The following is an 18245-nucleotide window of genomic DNA, read 5'->3' on the forward strand; positions in this document are numbered from 1 at the left end:
CGAAGCAGCCCCAAAACCAGCCGCTGCGGTGTATCTGGTACAACGCATTCGGCTTATTGGGGCTGCTTCGCAGCCCAGCGCGGGGCAAGCCCGCTCGCCACAACTGCGCTATCTGCCTGGATTTAGGTGTTGCGGCAAAGTTGTGTAGATACCGATGCTGCGATAGCGGTACATCGGCCACCCAAGCAGTGACTGAACCAGCGCTTTCGCGGGCAAGTCGCACCGCCGCTCCCACAGGGGGTATGCAGATTCAGACCTGGTTCACGTTGACCCAGCGCTCTTCCCGCGCAGCGAGGCGAATGGCTGTCGCCAGCCGTTCCACTGCCCACGCCTCCTCGAAATCAGTACCCGTCGCGCCTTGCCCAGCCAGTGCCATGATCAACTCCTGCACCTCCAGGGTCTTCAACTCGTTGTACCCCAACTGATGCCCCGCCGCCGGGCTGAACGCGGCATAGCCGGGCAGGGCGGGGCCGGCCAGTAAACGCTGGAAACTGTCTGCGCCAGCCCGGCATACCCGCAGTTCATTCAAGCGCTCCTGGTCGAAGGCCAGCGTGCCTTGTGTACCACTGATCTCGAAACTCAAATGGTTCTTGTAGCCACGCTTTAGCCAACTGCTGCTGACGGTCCCGCGCGCGCCGTTGGCAAAGCGCAGCAAGCCATGCACTTGGTCGTCGATCTCGATCGGCCGCCTCTCGCTACTACCAGGGCTGGCAGGTCGTTGACCGTGGACCGTCTGGCTGTCGGCACAAACGTGCGTGATATCGCCCACCAGATACCGCGCCATCGCCAGCAGATGACTACCGAGGTCCGCCAGGGCGCCGCCAGCATGTCCCACCTCACAGCGCCATGACCACGGCGAGGCCGGGTCGGCCATGAAGTCTTCACTGAACTCGCCCTGGAAACTGATGATCTGCCCCAATTCGCCCGCTTCAATCATCTGCCGCGCCAGGACGATCATCGGGTTGTGCTGGTAGTTGTAGCCGACCCGCGTCACCACCCCGGCCTCACGGGCGGCGCAGCGCATGGCGTCGGCCTGTTCCAGGCTCACGGCCAGGGGCTTTTCGCAATACACCGCCTTGCCCGCCGCCAGTGCAGCCATGGCCATGGGGTAGTGCAGGTGATTGGGGGTGGTGATGGCCACCAGGTCCACTTGCGGGTCATCGATCAGTTGTTGCCAGTCGCCATGGGCCTTGGCGAACCCCCAGGCGCTGGCGCAGCGTTGCGCGCGCTCGGTGTCGGCATCGGCCAGGGCCGCCAGCGTCAGGTCGAAGGGCAAATCAAATACCGTACGGGCGTTATTGAACGCCAGTGCGTGGGCACGGCCCATGAAGCCTGTACCGATCAGGCCGATTCCAAGTGCGCGCATGGCGATGGTCCTTTTGATTGTTATTTTCAGGAAGGCAATTAATAGAATAAAAATTCTTAATCATCAATACGTGGAATATAAATATTATTCCTTGTAGGAGCGAGCTTGCTCGCGAAGGTCGCCAACGATGACGCGGGGCTCCAGGCCCCCCGAGGTGCTCTGAGGGTTTTCGCGAGCAAGCTCGCTCCTACAGAGAAATGTACGAAGTCATCATTTCGGCGAATGCGGCTATATTCAGCCAGCAGGCAAAAGGCCTTCAGTTAACAAAAGATAACGTAGCGCCGATTGTCAGACGATTCGAAAGCCCGATAGGATGGCCCCTGCTTCCTCAAGGGGCTCTAGATTGCAGGTTTGCGCACTGCGAACACCCTGGAAGGTGTTACGACCTAACAATAATAAATGGGAGAAAGGTCTATGAGTGAGCCTGTCATGGGTGTGGGTTTTTGCCGCCCGCTCGCATCGCGCAAGGTCGCGGTGCTGGCTACAGCGCTCTCGCTGCTGGGGGTTGTCGCGTTGTCGACGGCTGCCCAGGCTGCAACCGAAGCCGCAGAACCTGCGGTATTTGCCATTGAATCGCCAAGGGCCGAAAAAGGCCTGATGATCGACGTCGTGCACGCCGGCAAACGCCTGGTGGCGGTCGGTGATCGCGGGCATATCCTTTATTCCGATGATCAGGGCGCCACCTGGGTGCAAGCCAAGGTGCCGACCCGGCAACTGCTCACGGCCGTGTTTTTTATCGACGAGCAGCACGGTTGGGCGGTGGGGCATGACGCCAAGATCCTCGCCAGCACCGATGCCGGGGCCACCTGGACTGAGCAGTTCAAAGACCTCAGCCGTGAAGCGCCGCTGCTGGACGTACTCTTCAACGACCCCAACCACGGCTTTGCGGTGGGCGCCTACGGTGCGCTGATCGAGACCACCGACGCGGGCAAGACCTGGACCGATGTCAGCGATCGCCTCGACAACGAAGACCAGTACCACCTCAACGCCATCGCCCAGGTCAAGGATGCCGGCCTGTTCATCGTCGGTGAGCAGGGCAGCATGTTCCGCTCCAGCGACGAGGGGCAGACCTGGGAAAAACTCGAAGGCCCCTACGAGGGTTCGCTGTTTGGCGTGATCGGCACCGCGCAGCCCAAAACCCTGCTGGCCTATGGCTTGCGCGGCAACCTGTTCCGCTCCACCGACTTTGGCGACACCTGGGAACCGGTGGCGCTCAAGGCCGACCGTGGCGCCCTGGAGTTTGGCTTGTCGGGCGCGACCTTGCTCGATGACGGCACCCTGGTGGTGGTCGGCAACGGTGGCAGCGTGGTGGTCAGCCACGACGATGGCCTGACGTTCAACGTATTCAACCGCCCGGACCGTATTTCACTGTCGGCGGTGACGGCGGCGGGCAACGGCGACTTGATTCTGGTGGGGCAGGGTGGCGTACGCGTCGCCGAGCCAACTGGCGCCGAACGCAAAAAACAATAAGAAGGCGGGGATAGAATGAGCAGTCATCACAACGATAAAGCGACCTTTCTTGAGCGCCTGATCTTCAACAACCGCCCGGCAGTGATCGTGATCTGCCTGCTGGTGAGCATTTTCCTGTTCTGGCAGGCCACCTTGATCCGGCCTTCCACCAGCTTCGAAAAAATGATCCCGCTGCAGCACCCTTTCATCGAAAAGATGATGGAACACCGCAACGACCTGGCAAACCTGGGCAACACCGTGCGTATCTCGGTGGAGGCCAAGGACGGTGACATCTTCAGCAAGGAGTACATGGAGACCCTGCGTCAGATCAACGACGAGGTGTTCTACATCTCCGGTGTTGACCGCTCCGGCCTCAAGTCCCTGTGGAGCCCCAGCGTGCGCTGGACTGAAGTGACCGAAGAAGGCTTTGCCGGCGGTGAAGTGATCCCGCAGAGCTACAACGGCTCGCCGGAAAGCCTCGACCAGTTGCGCAACAACGTGCTCAAGTCCGGCCAGGTCGGGCGCCTGGTGGCCAACGACTTCAAGTCGAGCATCGTCGATATCCCGTTGCTGGAGTCCTACCCGGACCCGCAGGACCAGGGCAAGTTGCTGGCCTTGGACTACCAGAAGTTTTCCCACGAACTGGAAGACAAGATCCGCACCAAGTTCCAGGAGCAGAACCCCAACGTCCAGATCCATATCGTTGGCTTTGCCAAGAAAGTCGGTGACCTGATCGACGGCCTGATCATGGTGGTGCTGTTCTTCGGTATCGCGTTCGTGATCACCCTGGTGCTGCTGCTGTGGTTCACCAACTGCCTGCGCAGCACGGTCGCGGTGTTGATCACGACGCTGGTGGCCGTGGTCTGGCAACTGGGGTTGATGCACTTCTTCGGGTTCGGCCTGGATCCGTATTCCATGCTGGTGCCGTTCCTGATCTTCGCCATCGGCATTTCCCACGGCGTACAGAAGATCAACGGCATCGCCCTGCAATCCAGCGAGGCCGACAACGCCCTGACGGCGGCGCGGCGCACGTTCCGGCAACTGTTCCTGCCGGGGATGATCGCGATTCTTGCGGATGCGGTGGGCTTCATCACCCTGCTGATCATCGATATCGGCGTGATCCGTGAATTGGCCATCGGCGCTTCCATCGGTGTGGCGGTGATCGTGTTCACCAACCTGATCCTGCTGCCGGTAGCGATTTCCTATGTGGGCATCAGCAAGCGTGCGATCGCCAAGAGCAAGAAAGACGCCAACCGCGACCATCCGTTCTGGCGCCTGTTGTCGAACTTCGCCAGCCCCAAAGTTGCACCCATCTCCATTGCCCTGGCCCTGGTCGCCTTCGGTGGCGGCCTGTGGTACAGCCAGAACCTGAAGATCGGCGACCTCGACCAGGGTGCCCCGGAACTGCGTCCGGACTCGCGCTACAACAAAGACAACAACTTCATCATCAACAACTACTCCACCAGCTCCGATGTGCTGGTGGTGATGGTCAAGACCAAGGCGGAAGGCTGTTCGCGCTACGAAGCCATGGCGCCCATCGACCAACTGATGTGGAAGATGCAGAACACCGAGGGCGTGCAGTCGGCGATCTCCCTGGTGACCGTGTCCAAGCAGATGATCAAGGGCATGAACGAGGGCAACCTGAAATGGGAAACCCTGTCGCGCAACCCGGATGTGCTGAACAACTCCATCGCCCGTGCCGACGGCCTGTACAACAACAATTGCTCCCTGGCGCCGGTGCTGGTGTTCCTCAACGACCACAAGGCCGAGACCCTCGACCGCGCGGTGCATGCGGTGCAGGAGTTTGCCAAGGAAAACAACAAGGACGGCCTGGAGTTTATCCTCGCCGCCGGTAACGCCGGGATCGAAGCGGCCACCAATGAGGTGATCAAGGAAGCCGAGCTGACCATCCTGATCCTGGTCTACCTGTGCGTGGCGACCATGTGCATGATCACCTTCCGCTCCTGGGCGGCGACCTTGTGCATCGTGCTGCCGCTGGTGCTGACCTCGGTGCTGGGCAACGCGCTGATGGCGTTCATGGGCATCGGCGTCAAGGTCGCGACCTTGCCGGTGGTGGCGCTGGGCGTGGGGATTGGTGTGGACTACGGCATCTATATCTACAGCCGCCTGGAAAGTTTCCTGCGTGCCGGCCTACCGTTGCAGGAAGCCTACTACCAGACGCTCAAGTCCACCGGTAAAGCCGTGTTGTTCACCGGCCTGTGCCTGGCAATCGGCGTGTGCACCTGGATCTTCTCGGCGATCAAGTTCCAGGCTGACATGGGCCTGATGCTGACCTTCATGCTGCTGTGGAACATGTTTGGCGCACTGTGGCTGTTGCCGGCACTGGCGCGGTTCCTGATCAAACCCGAGAAACTCGCGGGCCAGAAAGGCAACTCGTTGTTCGCCCACTGATCAGCAGCCCCCTGGGTCCCATAAACTGTGGCGAGCGGGCTTGCCCCGCGCTGGGCTGCGCAGCAGCCCTAAAACCCAGCGCTGCGGTGTATCTGTCATACCGCATTTGACCTACTGGGGCTGCTTTGCAGCCCAGCGCGGGGCAAGCCCGCTCGCCACGGCGGCCCTATGCGACTGCATAGCCAGGGTTTATCGCTCGAACGACAGAAACCAACGCTCAGCCAACGCCTTGCCAATCAACCCACGGTGTATGTCTACCACCGCCTGGGTGCCTTGCGCTTTGTCCAGCAGGGTGTAGTAGTTTTGCCGGCGTTGCTCGCGGGTTTTCAAGTGCGCGGTGCTGTACTCGGTCTTGGGGGTAGTCGCGGCGGGGTAGTGAAAGTGCGCGTACCACACCGGGTAACCTGCATTGTCGTTGATCGCGTATTCCTGGATGAAGTCCCGTCGCTCACCGCTCAATTGAAGACGCTCGCCCAGTTTCGTCACGCTGACCTGGCCTTGCGTGATCAGGTACTCCAGGTTGCCGTGGTTCGGCGGCAGTTCCAGGCATAATTGGCGGCGCAGCGCCTGGCCTCGGGTGCTCAAGCGCGCTGACGCCAGGTGCAGGTCGCTGGCCAGCTTCTGGTCGGCGGCGATGCGCGCGCTTTCGGCCTGGGCCTGGATCGCCCGGTCCAGCTCGCTGGCCAGTTTGTCGTAGCGCGAAGCCTCGTACTGCAGCACCTCTTCCACCTCTTGCGGATGCCGGGAGATTTTCCGGTAGTCCTCGGCCCGGCGCAGGTGGTCGTCCAGCATTGTCAGTAACTTGCGCGCCTCGCCCTTGACGACGCTGACGGCACGGGTGGTAAGGGCCGGCGCCGGCGGTGGGGCCTCGATAAACTCGACCCATTCGTCGCCACGCTGCGAGTACATGCCCAGCAACTGGTTGCTGACCTCGTCTCGTACCTCCACCACTTCCAGGCTGCCGACGGAGCTGACCTGGCCGATAAACGTGCCTTTTCTCTGGGTTTTTATGACCCGTTTCACCGGCCTTCCGGCGCTGACGGGGGGACGCTTGGGTGGGCGCCTTGCAGGTTGCGCAATGGGTTTGACTTCGTTGGCCAGGCGCTGGGCGGCGTTCTGGTAAAGCGCCTCGATCACCCCGATGAGCTTGCCGGTGTACATCGGGTCGAGCACTTCGGCATCGACAATGTTCAACCCCCGCAGGCCGTCCAGTGCACTGCCGTAGTGCTCCATCAGGCTCTCCAGCACACTCAGGCGATCGCCCGCTGAAAGCTCCAGGCTGTTGAGCTCACCGTGGGTGCGTACATGTTGCTGCAAGGGCGAGACGATACTGTCTAGGGCGTTGAACAACGGGTGGGCAAAGTCCTTGACGATCATGCGCTTCAAACCGCGGATCTGCAGGTCCTTGACGGCCAGGGCGGTGATTTCGTTCGGCCGGCCCTCGGTCAGGCGCTCGTACACGGCAGCGCCACTGGTGCCCAGGCCGAATAATTGCTCCAGCAAACGCTCCTGCAGTTCGAGCCAATGGATGGTGCGCTCGTTGATCTCCAGCAAGTGCACGAGGAACTGCTGATAGCCCGCTTGATCGCGCAGCACTGCCAGCGACAACGCGGGGCCCTCGATACCGAAACGCTGATAGGTGCGGTACAACGCCAGCCGGTCCTTTTCCGCGATGATCACGTGTTTACGGCTATTTTTGATGGTGTTTTCCAGGAGCGCCAGGGTGTCTTTGAGCGGTGGCGAGATGCGCAGCTCCTCCCGTTCCTTGAGGCTATCGAGGATCTGTTGGTACTCGGTGGTTTCCTCGTTGAGTGTGGCGTCGAAGTGCCGGCGGGCATTGGCCAATTGCACCTCGTTGGGCCGGGGCAGTTGTTCCAGGTTCAGCATGGCCTGCTGCGCCTGGTCCGTGGCGGCGATCAAGGCCCGCTGGCGCAACTGCATGCGCTGATAAGCAGCGGTCAGCGCCTCGATGCGCTGCGCCTTGCGCTGGCGTTCGGCAGCGATGCGTTTGGGCGGCATGCCGCCGCGCAGGCGCAACCGCGTATCGACTGTCCAGGCCCCGCGTTCATCGACCTACAGATAAGGGCCGCGCCGCGTGCTGTCGGCAGCATCGACAAGCACCACGCTGGCGTCATCCTCCAGGCTGACCCGATACAGGTCGCCATTGACCACGGCGTACCAGCGGTCCTCGACCGTATACAAGCCTTTGTATGGCCCGCTCGATTGCGGCGCCGGCAGTTTGGGAGGCGCGTCAACTTTGAAGGCCTGCAGGCGTGACAGCTGGTTGGGGGTGAGGCGATGACGGGCCTGGGTGAAGCTGAAATCCAGCGCGGCATTGTCGCCGCGTGCCATTTCCCCCGACAGTCCTACCGTGCCCTGGCGCACCTGCGCTGCAGGCGGCACGGGCCATGCGTCACTTTCACGGCGCCGCAGCGATGTGCTCAGGGCTTGCTGCCTGAGCGTCAGATCGAGGCTTGACCAAGCCTTTGCCGGCGCAAAGTCCAGCAGCAACATCGCGACGTTGAGCAACAGATCGATCGTTGCCTGCTCCTTGGCGCTGGTGTCGCCGCTGACGATGGTCTGGATGGCCTGGGTGAAGCTGGCAGTCATCGTCAGCAACCAACCCACGAGCATCGCCGGGCCGCGCAAGCCTTGCAGCAGGCTGCCGAACAACAGGCTGGCGCCCTCCATCAACACTTGCCAACGGCTCTCACGGTTGGAGGTCGATTCACGTTCGGCCTGGTCGACCAGGGCGCGGCTATGCTCGCTGAACAGGTACTGCATCAGCCGCCCGGTCACCAGGCACTGTCGCAACTCGTCGTTGATCCCATCACTGCCCAGGGTTGCCGGCGGTGGCGTGCGCACCGGGGCGAACTCGCTGCCCAGGCCAAACCGCAGATAGTGGGGCTCGCGGAACCCTCCGTGATCGTAGATCGGTCGCGCACTGTCCGACAGCCACGTCAGCACGCTGGCCTGCAATGCGCCGGGCTGCGCCATGGCCTCGAACAGCGCCGCGCGGCTGGGGTATTGCTGCAAGGACGTGGCGTAGAGCGGCCGGTACAGCAACAGCGGGCCTGGGGAAATGTTCTGGTATTCGATCAGGTACATGTTCTCGACTTTGTCTGCTGCCGCATTGGGACTGCGCAGCAGGGCCAGGTGCCGGATCACCACGGGGCGCTGGTCGACGTGCTGGTTGCTGGGGTCGGGCTGCATCAGCGCGGCGACCATGCGTGCGCCTTCTGCGCTGATGCCGAGCTCGTGCTTGAGGCTCAGCTCCAGGGCCAGCAGCGGCAATTGCAGCACCTGTTGCTCGCTGAACAGCCGTTCGCGCCGCAGCGCCTCGGGGCTGTCGCTCAGCAGTGCGTCCTTGAGCAGCAGGGGATAGTGCTTGCCAATGTCGACCCGCTCGATCAGGCCATCACTGCCCATCACCGCATCGGTGGTCAGCCAGGCCGGCAGGGTGTGTGCCAGGCGGTGAGTGAGCGCCACCTGGCCGCTGGGGCGTGCGGCGAGGTTGCGGATCGCCAGGTCTGTGAGGCTGATGGGCAGCCGTTCGACAATGCCGGCCCCACCGGGATAGCCCGCGGCGACGGTAAAGGTCAGCATCACCTCATCGGGGTGGGGCAGGGTGGTCAAGGTGGCCTGCGCCTGGGCGGCCAGTCGCCGTAACTCACGCTGCAAAGCGTTGACCGTATAGGTGCGCAGGTCGTCGATGCCGCTCAGGTAAGTTTCATCGCCGGCGCGCTGCTGCGCGCTGGCCAGCTCCAGGCTCAATTGCCTATAGCGGTAACGCTCCGAAGGCGTGGCGCGGCGCAAAGGCTCCGGTACGTGCGCGCGCAGGCTGTCCAGGTGGGCGTAGGGGGTTTGGTCGGTATCAAGGAAGTAGAGCGCCGGCTCCGTGAGTTCGGTGTGCAGGTTTTGCAGGCTGCGCCAGTCCTTGCCCAGGGGCAGCTTGAGGGCGGCGAGGTGTTCCAGTTGTTGATTGAGCAGCAGGCTGGCCTGATGCTCGAAGATCGAACCCTGCGGCTCGTAGCGGTGGGTGGTGAGAGTCTGCGCCACAAAGCGTGCATCCAGGCGCTGGCTCCAGGCGGTATTGAACTCGCCCATGGAGGCAAAGCACTCGACATGCCCGTTGGGCGCACACAGCAGCACCGGGGCGCGGCCATTGATGGGGCGCGTCAGGAGCAGATACTCCGACAACAGGCGGGTGGTTTGCCCGTTGTGTTCCACCACCGTCTCCAGGCTGTAGGCAATCACCGCCTGCTCACCGTGGCGGGCGATGCGCTGGGCGCGTTCGGGAAAGCTCACGAGCTGGTCGAGGGTTTGCCGCGAGGCCGCGTCCAGTCCCGACTGCTTCAGGCCGCTGGTGCGCAGGGTGTTCATCAGCCAGTCGCCGAGCCAGCGCCAGCGGGTGACGCCACTGGGGCCACTGGCATTCCAGTCATCGACCAGCGCGTCTTGCAAGGCGATGGGCAGCAGGGCGGGCAGCTCGCGGATCAGCCCTTCGATCACCTGCATGTCGATGTTCTGATTGAGTTCGGGCAGCTTCAAGCGCTTGGGTGGCGTCTGCGAGAGGTAAGGCAACAGCCCGTGACGTTCGCTGAAGTCCAGGTCCGCGCCACGGCCCAAATAGTCCTGAACCACGCTCATCAGTGGCTTGAACTGCCAGCTGCGGCTGGGTTGTGGCTCGGCAAGTTGGATTTGCTGCAGATCAAAGACCAGGTTGGGGTAACGCTCGCTGAGGTTGCGCTGCAACAGTGCCTGGACGGCGGTGGCGAGCGGCTGACGGCTGGCAAATTGCTGGCTGACCGCCTGGGCGGCCAGGGAAACAGGGGGCATGGCAGATTCCGTTCTGTGGGGTTGATAGACCCCAACAGTGGCGGTTGTCGTCGGGGCAGAGGTGGTAGCGGGCTACCCCAACCCCACGTGGAACGAGAAAGAAGCCAGGGATTGGCCTATCATCTGTTTTTTTCCAACAGATGACTGATTGTGATGACTGCCGTTAACCTGCCCACCGCCCTTGAAACCTGCAACATGCTCGAAATCGATGGCCTGTATACCTTTGATTTCAAGCTGGAAGGGTGCTTGCACATTGAGTGCATAGATGGCCGGGACAAGAAGCACTGGCGCTTTACTCCAGAACAGGTACTGGCCGCCGTCTTCGATGAAACCTTGCAAAGCTGGACCCTCACTAGCGACTCGGGCCAGCACCGCCTGGTGTGCATGAGTGGGATCAGTGGCAGCAACCACGACGAGGATGAAGACGATGCTGATGCGTAAATTCTGGCCTTTGCTGATGGCCGGCAGTGTGGGGGCGATGTCAGTCCAGGCCGCGCCGGCCCAGACCCACGAACTGCTGGTGGGCAGCTACACCGCAGGTGCCAGCGAAGGTATCTATCGGGTGCAGTTCGACAGCCGCACCGGGCACTTCGCCGGCCCTGCGGTGCTGGCCGCGAAGACGCAAAACCCGTCGTGGCTGACGGTGTCCAGCGACCGCAAGCGCCTGTTCGTGGTCAATGAAAACGGCCCCGGCCAGCAGGACACGGTCGGGCGCGTGAGCAGCTACCGCATCGACCCGGACAGCCGCCAGTTGCACCTTATCAATCAGGTGCAGAGCCTGGGCAACGAACCGACTCACTCCAGCCTGGCAGCCGATGGCCGGTTTCTGTTCGTGGCCAACTACAGCGTGCTGGAAGATCCGGGTGGCAGCCTGGCGATCCTGCCCGTAGATGCCGAGGGCAGGCTGGCGGCACCGGTGCAACTGAGTGCCCATCCCGCCAGTGGGGTCAACCCCGAGCGCCAGGCGTCCAACCATGTGCATTCAGTGGTGTCTTCGCCCGATGGCAAGTATGTGTTTGCCAATGATCTGGGGGCCGACAAGACCTTTGTCTATCGCTATGACCCCAAGGCCAATCCCGAGCGCCCACTGGTGCCGGCGGCCGTGGTAGAGCTGCCGGCGGGCAGCGGTCCACGTCACCTGCTGTTCAGCGCCGACGGCAAACACGCCTGGCTGACCATGGAGATGAGCGCGCAGATTGCCGTCTTCGACTATCAGGACGGCCAACTGACCCGAACCCAACTGGTGGACATGGCTGCCGGGCAACCGACGTCGGACAAGGCCGGCGCGGCGTTGCATGCCTCTGCCGACGGCAAGTTCCTGTATGTCAGCAACCGGGGCACGGCCAACACGTTGCTGGTCTACAGCATCGACCCGGCGACAGCCCGGTTGAAGGAAATCCAGCGCCGCTCCGTGGAAGGCGATCACCCCCGTGAATTCAGCCTCGATCCAAGCGGCAAGTTCCTGTTGGTCGCCAACCAGAAAAGCAACCAGATCGTGGTAATCGAACGCGATACCCAGACCGGCCTGTTGGGTAAAACCGTGCAGAAACTGGCGATCGATGCGCCCAGCGACCTCAAGTTCCTGATGTGACAATCCGCCACAGGCTCCGTGGTTCGGGGCCTGTGGTGTTGTATTAATCGTGGTGATAACAGCTACTGTTTCAAAGCATTTCTGCGTTCAACCCCCTCGGCGTAAGTTGGGTTCCAAGGCCTCCACGGGCCACCTGACCAACCGAACACAAGGGTTACCGCCATGAACTTCAATCTCTTCTCGATCATCGCCGCTTCCGCCGTTTCCGCCACCGTTGCCTTGCCAGCCAGCGCCAGCGTGGAAATCAGCAGCAAAAAATCCAGCACCAGCGCCTACACCCAGAAATACCTGCAGCAAAGTGCCAACTTCTATGCGGCTCTGGACCACAAGGTCCAGTCCTGAGTTGTGGCGAGGGGGCTTTTTGTGGCGAGGGGGCTTGTCCCCCGCTGGGCTGCGCAGCAGCCCCAGTAAGGACTGCCGAGTAGTATCAGGCACACCGAGGGGGCTGGTTTTGGGGCTGCTTTGCAGCCCAGCGGGGGACAAGCCCCCTCGCCACAAAAAGCCCTCTAGCCACAAAAGGCCCCATCACCACAAAAAGCTCTCCTGACCACAGGCTCAGCCCTTGGCCATGACCCCGGTAAACAGTGCCGACGCCAAAAACCGCTCCAGCCACTGTTGTAAACGCGGATAAGGCGCGCCAGCAAACCACTCCCGATCCACATGGGCAAACTGCCGCACAAACGGTGCCAGCGCCACATCGGCCAGGCTCAGGTGATCGGCCAGCAAGTAGTCGCGCTGCGCCAGCAACGCCTCCAGCCTGCGCAAAAATACTTCGCCCTCGGCGCGATAGTGTTCCATCGGCTGCGCTGGATAACGCTCGGCGTATTTATAGCGATTCAAGTGCACCTTGAAGACCAGGTCATTTTCTTCAATCAACCCTGCCATCAGCCCCTGCGCCGCGGGATCATCCTTGAGCAACCAGTCCTCGGGGTCGTTCTGCGCCAGCGCCCAGCGCATGATCGCCAGGCTCTCGTCGATCACCTGGCCGCCCACATTCAACACCGGCACCGTGCCCTTGGGTGAGAGCGCCAACATTTGGGCCGGCTTGGCCTTGAGGCTGACCTCGACAATCTCTACCGCCACCGCGCAATAGCGCAGCGCCATGCGTGCGCGCATGGCGTACGGGCAGCGGCGAAACGAATACAGCAGTGCCTCGCTCACTTCACCTCCAGGGTGCTCAAGCCATTGCCTTGGCGCTTGACCTGGATCTGCACGGGGATGCGCTCGTGCATTTCCTGCACGTGGGAGATCACCGCCACCTTGCGCCCCTGGGCCTGCAGGCCGTCCAGGGCGTCCATCGCCAGTTGCAAGGATTCGGGATCCAGGCTGCCGAAGCCTTCATCGATAAACAACGACTCGATCTTCAAGGTGCTGGAGGCCATCGACGCCAACCCCAGCGCCAGGGCCAGGGAGACCAGGAACGTCTCGCCACCGGACAGCGAGTGCACCGAGCGCAGTTCATCGCCCATCTCCGTGTCCAGCACCAGCAGGCCCAGCATGCTGCCGCCGCGCTTGAGGCGGTAGCGGCGCACCAGTTGACGCAGTTGCACGTTGGCGTGGTGCACCAGCAGGTCGAGGTTGTAGGCCTGGGCAAACTTGCGGAACTTGTCGCCGGTGGCCGAACCGATCAGCGCATCGAGCCGGGCCCAGCGCTGCCACTCTTCATAGGCCTTGGCGGTGGTGAGCGCCAGTGTCTGGTTGGCGTCCTGGCGTCGCTGGTCTTCGGCTTGTTGGGCGCGCAGTTCGGCGCAGTGTTTTTCGCCGCTGTCCAATTGCTGGTTGAGATCGGCCAGGGCACTGTCCAGCTGTTCGGCGTCGAGGTTGCCATTGTGCAAGGCCTGGTGGTCCTTGAGGCGTTGCTCGCGTTCCTGCAGGAGGACCTTGGCCTGTTCGATGGCCTTTTCGCTGTGCTGCACCTGTTGGCGCAGTTGGTTGACGCCGGCCTCGTCGAAGGCCAACAGATGGGCCAGGCCCGTGTCGTCCAACTCCGGATGCTGGCCACGCCAGTCGCTGATACGCGCTTGCAGCGCCTGCAGTTCGGTGTCCAGGGCTTGCTGGCGTTCCTGGCGGGACTTGAGGTCGGCGGCCAGTTGGATCAGCTCGTTGCGGGTTTCCTGCAACTGTTGATTGGCCTGGGTCTCGCTGTGGCGGGCCTGCTCCACGGCCTGCTCGAGTTGCTGCTGCCAGTGCTCAGCGCTGCTATGTGTGCCCAGCAGCGCGCTGAGTTTTTCCTGGGCGGCCTGCTGTTGGCGGGTCAGCTCGGTCAACTGCTGCTGCAGCACGGCCAACTGTTGCTGGCGATGTTGCTGGCGGTCCTGTTCTTTTTCGATGGCTTGCTGGCGTTGTTGTTGCTCGGCCAGTTCATCCTTCTGGTAGCCAAGCTGCTCCAGGCGCTGGCTGATCTGCTGGTCCAGCAGCATGAACGTTGCCGCTGGCTCCGTGCGCAGGCCGGCCAGGGTCTCGGCCGGTAGCAGGCTGGTGAAGGCATTGAGTTCTTCGTCCAGGCGTTCGCGGTCGCTGGCCAGTTCCCGTTGCTGGTCGATCAGTTGTTGGCGGGCTTGCTGGCTGGCGTCCTGGGCGGCTTGCAACTGCTGCTGCAGGCGCCCGGCATTTTGTTGCAGGTTGAGCAGGGCGCCCTGGCGCTGTTCGTCCTGGGTGATGCTCTGGTTGAGCTGGCCCAGTTGCTGCGCCAGCCAGGCGCTGCGTTTGCCGCTGTCCTGGTTGAACAGGGCGGCGCTCAACGGATGGGCCTCGAGGCTCGGCGCCAGGGCCTGGAGCTGGCTCGTCAGTTGTTCCTGTTGTTGCAGGAACTCCTTTTGCTGGGCGATCAAACCGCCGACTTCACCGCGCAACTCGGTGAGCTTTTCCTTGAGGCTATCGACGGCTTGCTGCGCACGGGCTTCTTCGTTTTCATCATGGCGCGTGAGGCTGTGCAGCAGGGCTTCGGGCTGGTGATACGGATGCTCGACGCTGCCGCACACCGGGCAGGGCTGCTCATCCTGCAATTGCCCACGCAACTCTTCGACACTGGCACTGCGCGCCAGGCGCTGGCGTTCCAGCAACTGCTTGGTCACGCTCAGGGTCTGCTCGGCCACCGCCAGCTCGGCCTTGGCTTGCAGGCCGGTCTGGTTCAGTTGCTCGCGCTGTTGTTGGGCGGTGGCTTGCTTGCGGGCCAGTTCCTGCTGTTGCTGGTCCAATTGCTGCTGGCTGTCCCAGAGCCGCGTCAACTCCTCGAAGGCCCGTTGTTGCTTGCGATTGTCCTTGAGCAGGCTGTCGAGCAATTGGATCTGCTCGGCCACGGCCTGGGGTTCGGCGCCGGCCTCCTGGTACAGCAGGTCCAGGGCAGTGCGCTGTTGGGTCCATTGCTCGCTGGCGCGGTTGGCCCGTTCCTCAAGCTGCGGCAGTTCGGCCTGGCCTTTGTTCAGGCGATTGCCGATCAGCATCAGTTGCTGCAGGCGATCGCGGTAGGCGTTCCAGGCATCGCTCAAGGGCGCGAGGGCGGCGCTGCTTTCAAGCTGTGCGGCCAGTTGTTGCAGGCGGCTGGCAACCTGCTGTTGCTGGGTGTGCAGGGCATCCAGGCTGGCCTGGCCCTCGGTGCAGGCGGTTTGTCCAAGCTGCAGTTGCTCGCTGCTTTGGGCCAGCTCGCGGGTCAGGCGGGCGAGGGTGCTGTGTTCCTCGAAGGCCTGGCGCAGCAACGGCGCAGCCTCGGTCTGTTGCTGCAGGGCCACGGCCAAGGCGCCGTGCGCGCTGGCTTGTTGCTGCTGCAGTTGTTCCTGACGCGCGTGCAGGGCTGTCTGCTGCTCTAGGTGCTGGCGGATCTGCGCGGCCAGGGGCTCCAACTGGCCGGTCAACTCGCTGTGCCGCGCAAAATGATGACGCTGCGGCGCCAGTTGCTCCAGGCGGCTCAAGTCCAGGCGTTGCGGGCCCTGGCTGTGCCACGCCTGTTCGGCCTGTTGCAGTTGCTCGACCGCACTGTGCTGGCGCTCTTGCCACTCGCGCAGTTCCTTGAGCCAGGTGTGTTGCTGTTCCAGCTGCTTGAACTGGGCCTGCTGGGTCTTGAGCTGTTGTTGAGCCGCGCTCAACTGTTGATCCAGCTCGGCGCGGGCCTCGGCCGGCAGCGGCGTGACACCTGTGGCCTGGTCCTGCAGCAGCTTGTGGGCGTCCTTGGCCTCCCGGGCCTTGACGAACGCGCGCTGCCCCAGTTGGGTGTAGAGCGCGGTGTCGGTGAGTTTTTCCAGCAGTTCGCTGCGCTCGTTGTCGTTGGCCTTGAGAAACGCGCTGAACTCACTTTGCGCCAGCAGCACAGCCCGGGTGAACTGCTCGAAATTCAGGCCCAGGGCCAGTTCCAGCTGGGTCTTGTATTCGGTTTTCTGGCTGGCCAGCAGTTGTTCGCTGTCCAGGTCGATCAGGCTCTGGCGGCTGTGTTGCAACTTGCCGCTGGCCTTGTCCCGGGCGCGGTTGGCTTCCCAGCGCGCACGGTAGCGGCGCCCGTTGACGCCGATAAAGTCGACCTCGGCATAACCTCCACCGGTGCCACGCCGGATCAGGGTGCGTGGGTCGCCAATGGAGATATCGGTATCGGCATCGGGCATTTTCGCCTGGCCGGTATCGCCCAGGCGTGGCACGGCGCCAAACAGCGCCAGGCAGAGGGCGTCGAGCAAGGTGCTTTTACCGGCGCCGGTGGGCCCGGTAATCGCAAACAACCCGGCGCTGGCCAGGGGCTCGGCGGTAAAGTCGATCTCGAATGGCCCGGCCAGCGAGGCGAGGTTTTTCAGGCGGATGGCGAGGATCTTCATGGCTGTTCGCCCTCCTGTTGCACGTCCTGGAGCAGCACGGCGAAATCCTTCAGGGTCTGTTCATCCACTTCACTGCCATAGCTGTCTTGCCAGGCGCGGCTGAACAGTTCCTGGGGGGTGAGCTGGTCGAGTTCGATCAGGGTGTCTTCGTCACTGCCATCGCTGCCGCGTTGACCGGCGTACTCGGCGGCGATGCGCACCAGGCGCACCGCCTTGCCCAGCAGGGCCGTTTCGATTTGCTGGCGCAGGTCCGGTTGCGGTTCGTCGAGGCGCACCCGCACTTCGAGCCAAGGGTGGCGCTGGGTTTCGGCGAGCAGGTCGATATCCGGCAGATCGGCCAGGGCCTTGAGGATATCGGCCAAAGGCGCGGCTTCCAGGCGTTGCAGGTTGACCGCGCGCGGAATCAGGAGAGGTTCGACGCTGACCAGCATTTGGCCCTGGAATGTCACGTCGAGAACCTGGTGCTTGTAGCCGATTTCGGAGAACGACAGCGGAATCGGTGAGCCGCTGTAGCGAATCCGCTCTTCGCCATTCACCTTTTGCGGCTTGTGCAAATGGCCGAGGGCAACATAGCCGACACTCTTGTCGAACAGGTTGGCCGGCAGCGCCTCGGCATTGCCGATGATCAGGCTGCGCTCAGAGTCTTCCGATACCGAACCACCGGCCATATGCGCATGGCTGATGGCAATCAGCGCCTGGCCTTTTTTGCGTTTGGCGTTGGCGGCGGCAATCAGCCATTCATGGACCTGGCCGATGCCGCGCAGGTAGTCATCACCCAGGTGCGCACCGGTCACTTCTGCCGGGCGCAAGAACGGTAACGCCAGGCACCACGCGGCGATCTTGCCTTTGGCATCCGGCAACGGGATCAGCAGGCGCTCGGCATCCAATTGCCCATCGTCCAGCCACAACACGCGGCCCAGCGCATGGGTACGCAAACGACGCATCAACGGCGCAGGCAGTTCGATACGCGAGCCGGAATCGTGGTTGCCGGCGATCATCACGATGGTCAGCGTCGGGTTTTGTTCATGGGCGCTGATGATGAAGTCATACAGGCGCTCCTGAGCCTTGAGCGGCGGGTTGACCGTGTCGAAGATGTCGCCGGCGATCAGCAGCGCATCGGGGCCATGCAGTTTCAGTTGGCCCAGCAGCCAATCGAGGAAACAGGCGTGCTCGAAGTCGCGTTCCTGGCCGTGGAGGTTTTGGCCAAGGTGCCAGTCGGAGGTGTGGAACAGACGCAAGGCGAACTCCGTGGGGAAGAGGTAAAGAGGGGAGGAGTTTACCTGTGTAGGCGCTGGCGTGCCTGAGAAGGCGGTGGGTCAGTTGAAAAAACTGCCAGCTGACACACCGCCTTGTCTTCAGGGCTACACAAAGCAAATGTGGGAGGCCCCACTACTTCTTCGAAGTAGTGCCGTCGCGCATCAAACTGGATACCCTGAGGCGAGCGGGCTTGTCGGAACGCCGCATCGCCCGCTCGCCACAGGGAGTTCGTCAGTGCCTGAAAGTTGTGTAGATACCGATGCTGCGATGGCGGCGTGTCAGTCGAATTTTGGTGTGTCTAATGAAGTGAAAACGGGACAGGTCTTTTAAATAGATCTGTCCCGTTTTTTTGCGTTTTTTTGACGTTGGCGGCGGCAATGAACCATTCATGTGCCTGGCCGATACCACGCAGGTAGTCGTCACTCAGGCGTGCTTGAAGTCGCGTCCCTGGCCGTGGAGGATTTGGCCCAGGTGCCAGCCCTATCTTTTTATAGGCACAGTGCGGCGTTTTTTCGAATGAGCTCATTTATTGAAG

Annotated in this window: 11 protein-coding genes; 5 read left to right on the forward strand and 6 right to left on the reverse strand. The window is 62.3% G+C overall.

Features of this window, described 5'->3' with window-relative positions; all coding sequences use genetic code 11:
* Positions 1 to 250: 250 nt before the first annotated feature.
* Positions 251 to 1366: a Gfo/Idh/MocA family protein gene (locus FIV38_RS15745; protein WP_092235736.1), complete on the reverse strand. Its 1116-nt coding sequence runs from the start codon at positions 1364 to 1366 to the stop codon at positions 251 to 253.
* 429 nt (positions 1367 to 1795) lie between these two features.
* Here FIV38_RS15745 and FIV38_RS15755 point away from each other — a divergent pair, with 429 nt between their 5' ends.
* The gene (locus tag FIV38_RS15755) at positions 1796 to 2836 is read left to right on the forward strand and encodes a WD40/YVTN/BNR-like repeat-containing protein (protein ID WP_208602589.1); all 1041 of its coding nucleotides are present in this window, start codon (positions 1796 to 1798) and stop codon (positions 2834 to 2836) included.
* A gap of 15 nt (positions 2837 to 2851) precedes the next feature.
* Positions 2852 to 5227 (forward strand): efflux RND transporter permease subunit, encoded by a 2376-nt coding sequence (locus FIV38_RS15760; RefSeq protein ID WP_029292848.1) that lies wholly within the window; start codon positions 2852 to 2854, stop codon positions 5225 to 5227.
* Positions 5228 to 5416: 189 nt separating this feature from the next.
* Here the strand turns inward: FIV38_RS15760 and FIV38_RS15770 are convergent, their stop codons facing one another.
* Positions 5417 to 7246 carry a hypothetical protein gene (locus tag FIV38_RS15770; RefSeq protein WP_139273573.1) on the reverse strand — a complete coding sequence of 610 codons (1830 nt, stop codon included), beginning with the start codon at positions 7244 to 7246 and terminating at the stop codon, positions 5417 to 5419.
* A gap of 54 nt (positions 7247 to 7300) precedes the next feature.
* Positions 7301 to 10066 carry a hypothetical protein gene (locus tag FIV38_RS15775; protein ID WP_092235754.1) on the reverse strand — a complete coding sequence of 922 codons (2766 nt, stop codon included), beginning with the start codon at positions 10064 to 10066 and terminating at the stop codon, positions 7301 to 7303.
* 153 nt (positions 10067 to 10219) lie between these two features.
* On the opposite strand from FIV38_RS15775, the gene FIV38_RS15780 reads away from it, so the two are divergent.
* The 3 genes from FIV38_RS15780 (at position 10220) to FIV38_RS15790 (ending at position 11999) form a co-directional block, all read left to right on the forward strand.
* Positions 10220 to 10507 (forward strand): DUF5629 family protein, encoded by a 288-nt coding sequence (locus FIV38_RS15780; RefSeq protein ID WP_092235756.1) that lies wholly within the window; start codon positions 10220 to 10222, stop codon positions 10505 to 10507.
* Complete coding sequence (locus FIV38_RS15785; protein ID WP_092235759.1) at positions 10494 to 11657, forward strand: lactonase family protein; 1164 nt, start codon at positions 10494 to 10496, stop codon at positions 11655 to 11657. The genes FIV38_RS15780 and FIV38_RS15785 overlap by 14 nt, the downstream gene beginning before the upstream one ends.
* Before the next feature lie 162 nt (positions 11658 to 11819).
* On the forward strand, positions 11820 to 11999 hold the full coding sequence (locus FIV38_RS15790; protein WP_092235762.1) for a hypothetical protein: 180 nt from the start codon (positions 11820 to 11822) through the stop codon (positions 11997 to 11999).
* A 213-nt stretch (positions 12000 to 12212) separates the two neighbouring features.
* On the opposite strand, the gene FIV38_RS15795 is transcribed toward FIV38_RS15790, so the two are convergent.
* Genes FIV38_RS15795 through FIV38_RS15805 form a run of 3 tightly spaced genes read right to left on the reverse strand, consistent with a single transcriptional unit; the run spans position 12213 to position 17691 of the window.
* Positions 12213 to 12818, reverse strand: coding sequence for a glutathione S-transferase (locus FIV38_RS15795; RefSeq protein WP_092235765.1), 606 nt, complete (start codon positions 12816 to 12818; stop codon positions 12213 to 12215).
* Entirely contained in the window at positions 12815 to 16453 is a 3639-nt protein-coding gene (locus FIV38_RS15800; protein WP_092235768.1) for an AAA family ATPase, read from the reverse strand. The genes FIV38_RS15795 and FIV38_RS15800 overlap by 4 nt, the downstream gene beginning before the upstream one ends.
* Positions 16450 to 17691 carry an exonuclease SbcCD subunit D C-terminal domain-containing protein gene (locus FIV38_RS15805; protein WP_029294773.1) on the reverse strand — a complete coding sequence of 414 codons (1242 nt, stop codon included), beginning with the start codon at positions 17689 to 17691 and terminating at the stop codon, positions 16450 to 16452. The genes FIV38_RS15800 and FIV38_RS15805 overlap by 4 nt, the downstream gene beginning before the upstream one ends.
* Between the last annotated feature and the right edge of the window lie 554 nt (positions 17692 to 18245).

It is taken from the genome of Pseudomonas proteolytica (assembly GCF_007858275.1).
Taxonomy (GTDB): Bacteria; Pseudomonadota; Gammaproteobacteria; order Pseudomonadales; family Pseudomonadaceae; genus Aquipseudomonas; species Aquipseudomonas proteolytica.

Bases quoted from the DNA above. Each gene is read 5' to 3' on its own strand.
- FIV38_RS15760 (WP_029292848.1), top strand. From the start codon at position 2,852: ATGAGCAGTCATCACAACGATAAAGCGACCTTTCTTGAGCGCCTGATC.
- FIV38_RS15800 (WP_092235768.1), bottom strand. From the start codon at position 16,453: ATGAAGATCCTCGCCATCCGCCTGAAAAACCTCGCCTCGCTGGCCGGG.
- FIV38_RS15780 (WP_092235756.1), top strand. From the start codon at position 10,220: ATGACTGCCGTTAACCTGCCCACCGCCCTTGAAACCTGCAACATGCTC.
- FIV38_RS15775 (WP_092235754.1), bottom strand. From the start codon at position 10,066: ATGCCCCCTGTTTCCCTGGCCGCCCAGGCGGTCAGCCAGCAATTTGCC.
- FIV38_RS15785 (WP_092235759.1), top strand. From the start codon at position 10,494: ATGCTGATGCGTAAATTCTGGCCTTTGCTGATGGCCGGCAGTGTGGGG.
- FIV38_RS15745 (WP_092235736.1), bottom strand. From the start codon at position 1,366: ATGCGCGCACTTGGAATCGGCCTGATCGGTACAGGCTTCATGGGCCGT.
- FIV38_RS15790 (WP_092235762.1), top strand. From the start codon at position 11,820: ATGAACTTCAATCTCTTCTCGATCATCGCCGCTTCCGCCGTTTCCGCC.
- FIV38_RS15770 (WP_139273573.1), bottom strand. From the start codon at position 7,246: ATGCCGCCCAAACGCATCGCTGCCGAACGCCAGCGCAAGGCGCAGCGC.
- FIV38_RS15755 (WP_208602589.1), top strand. From the start codon at position 1,796: ATGGGTGTGGGTTTTTGCCGCCCGCTCGCATCGCGCAAGGTCGCGGTG.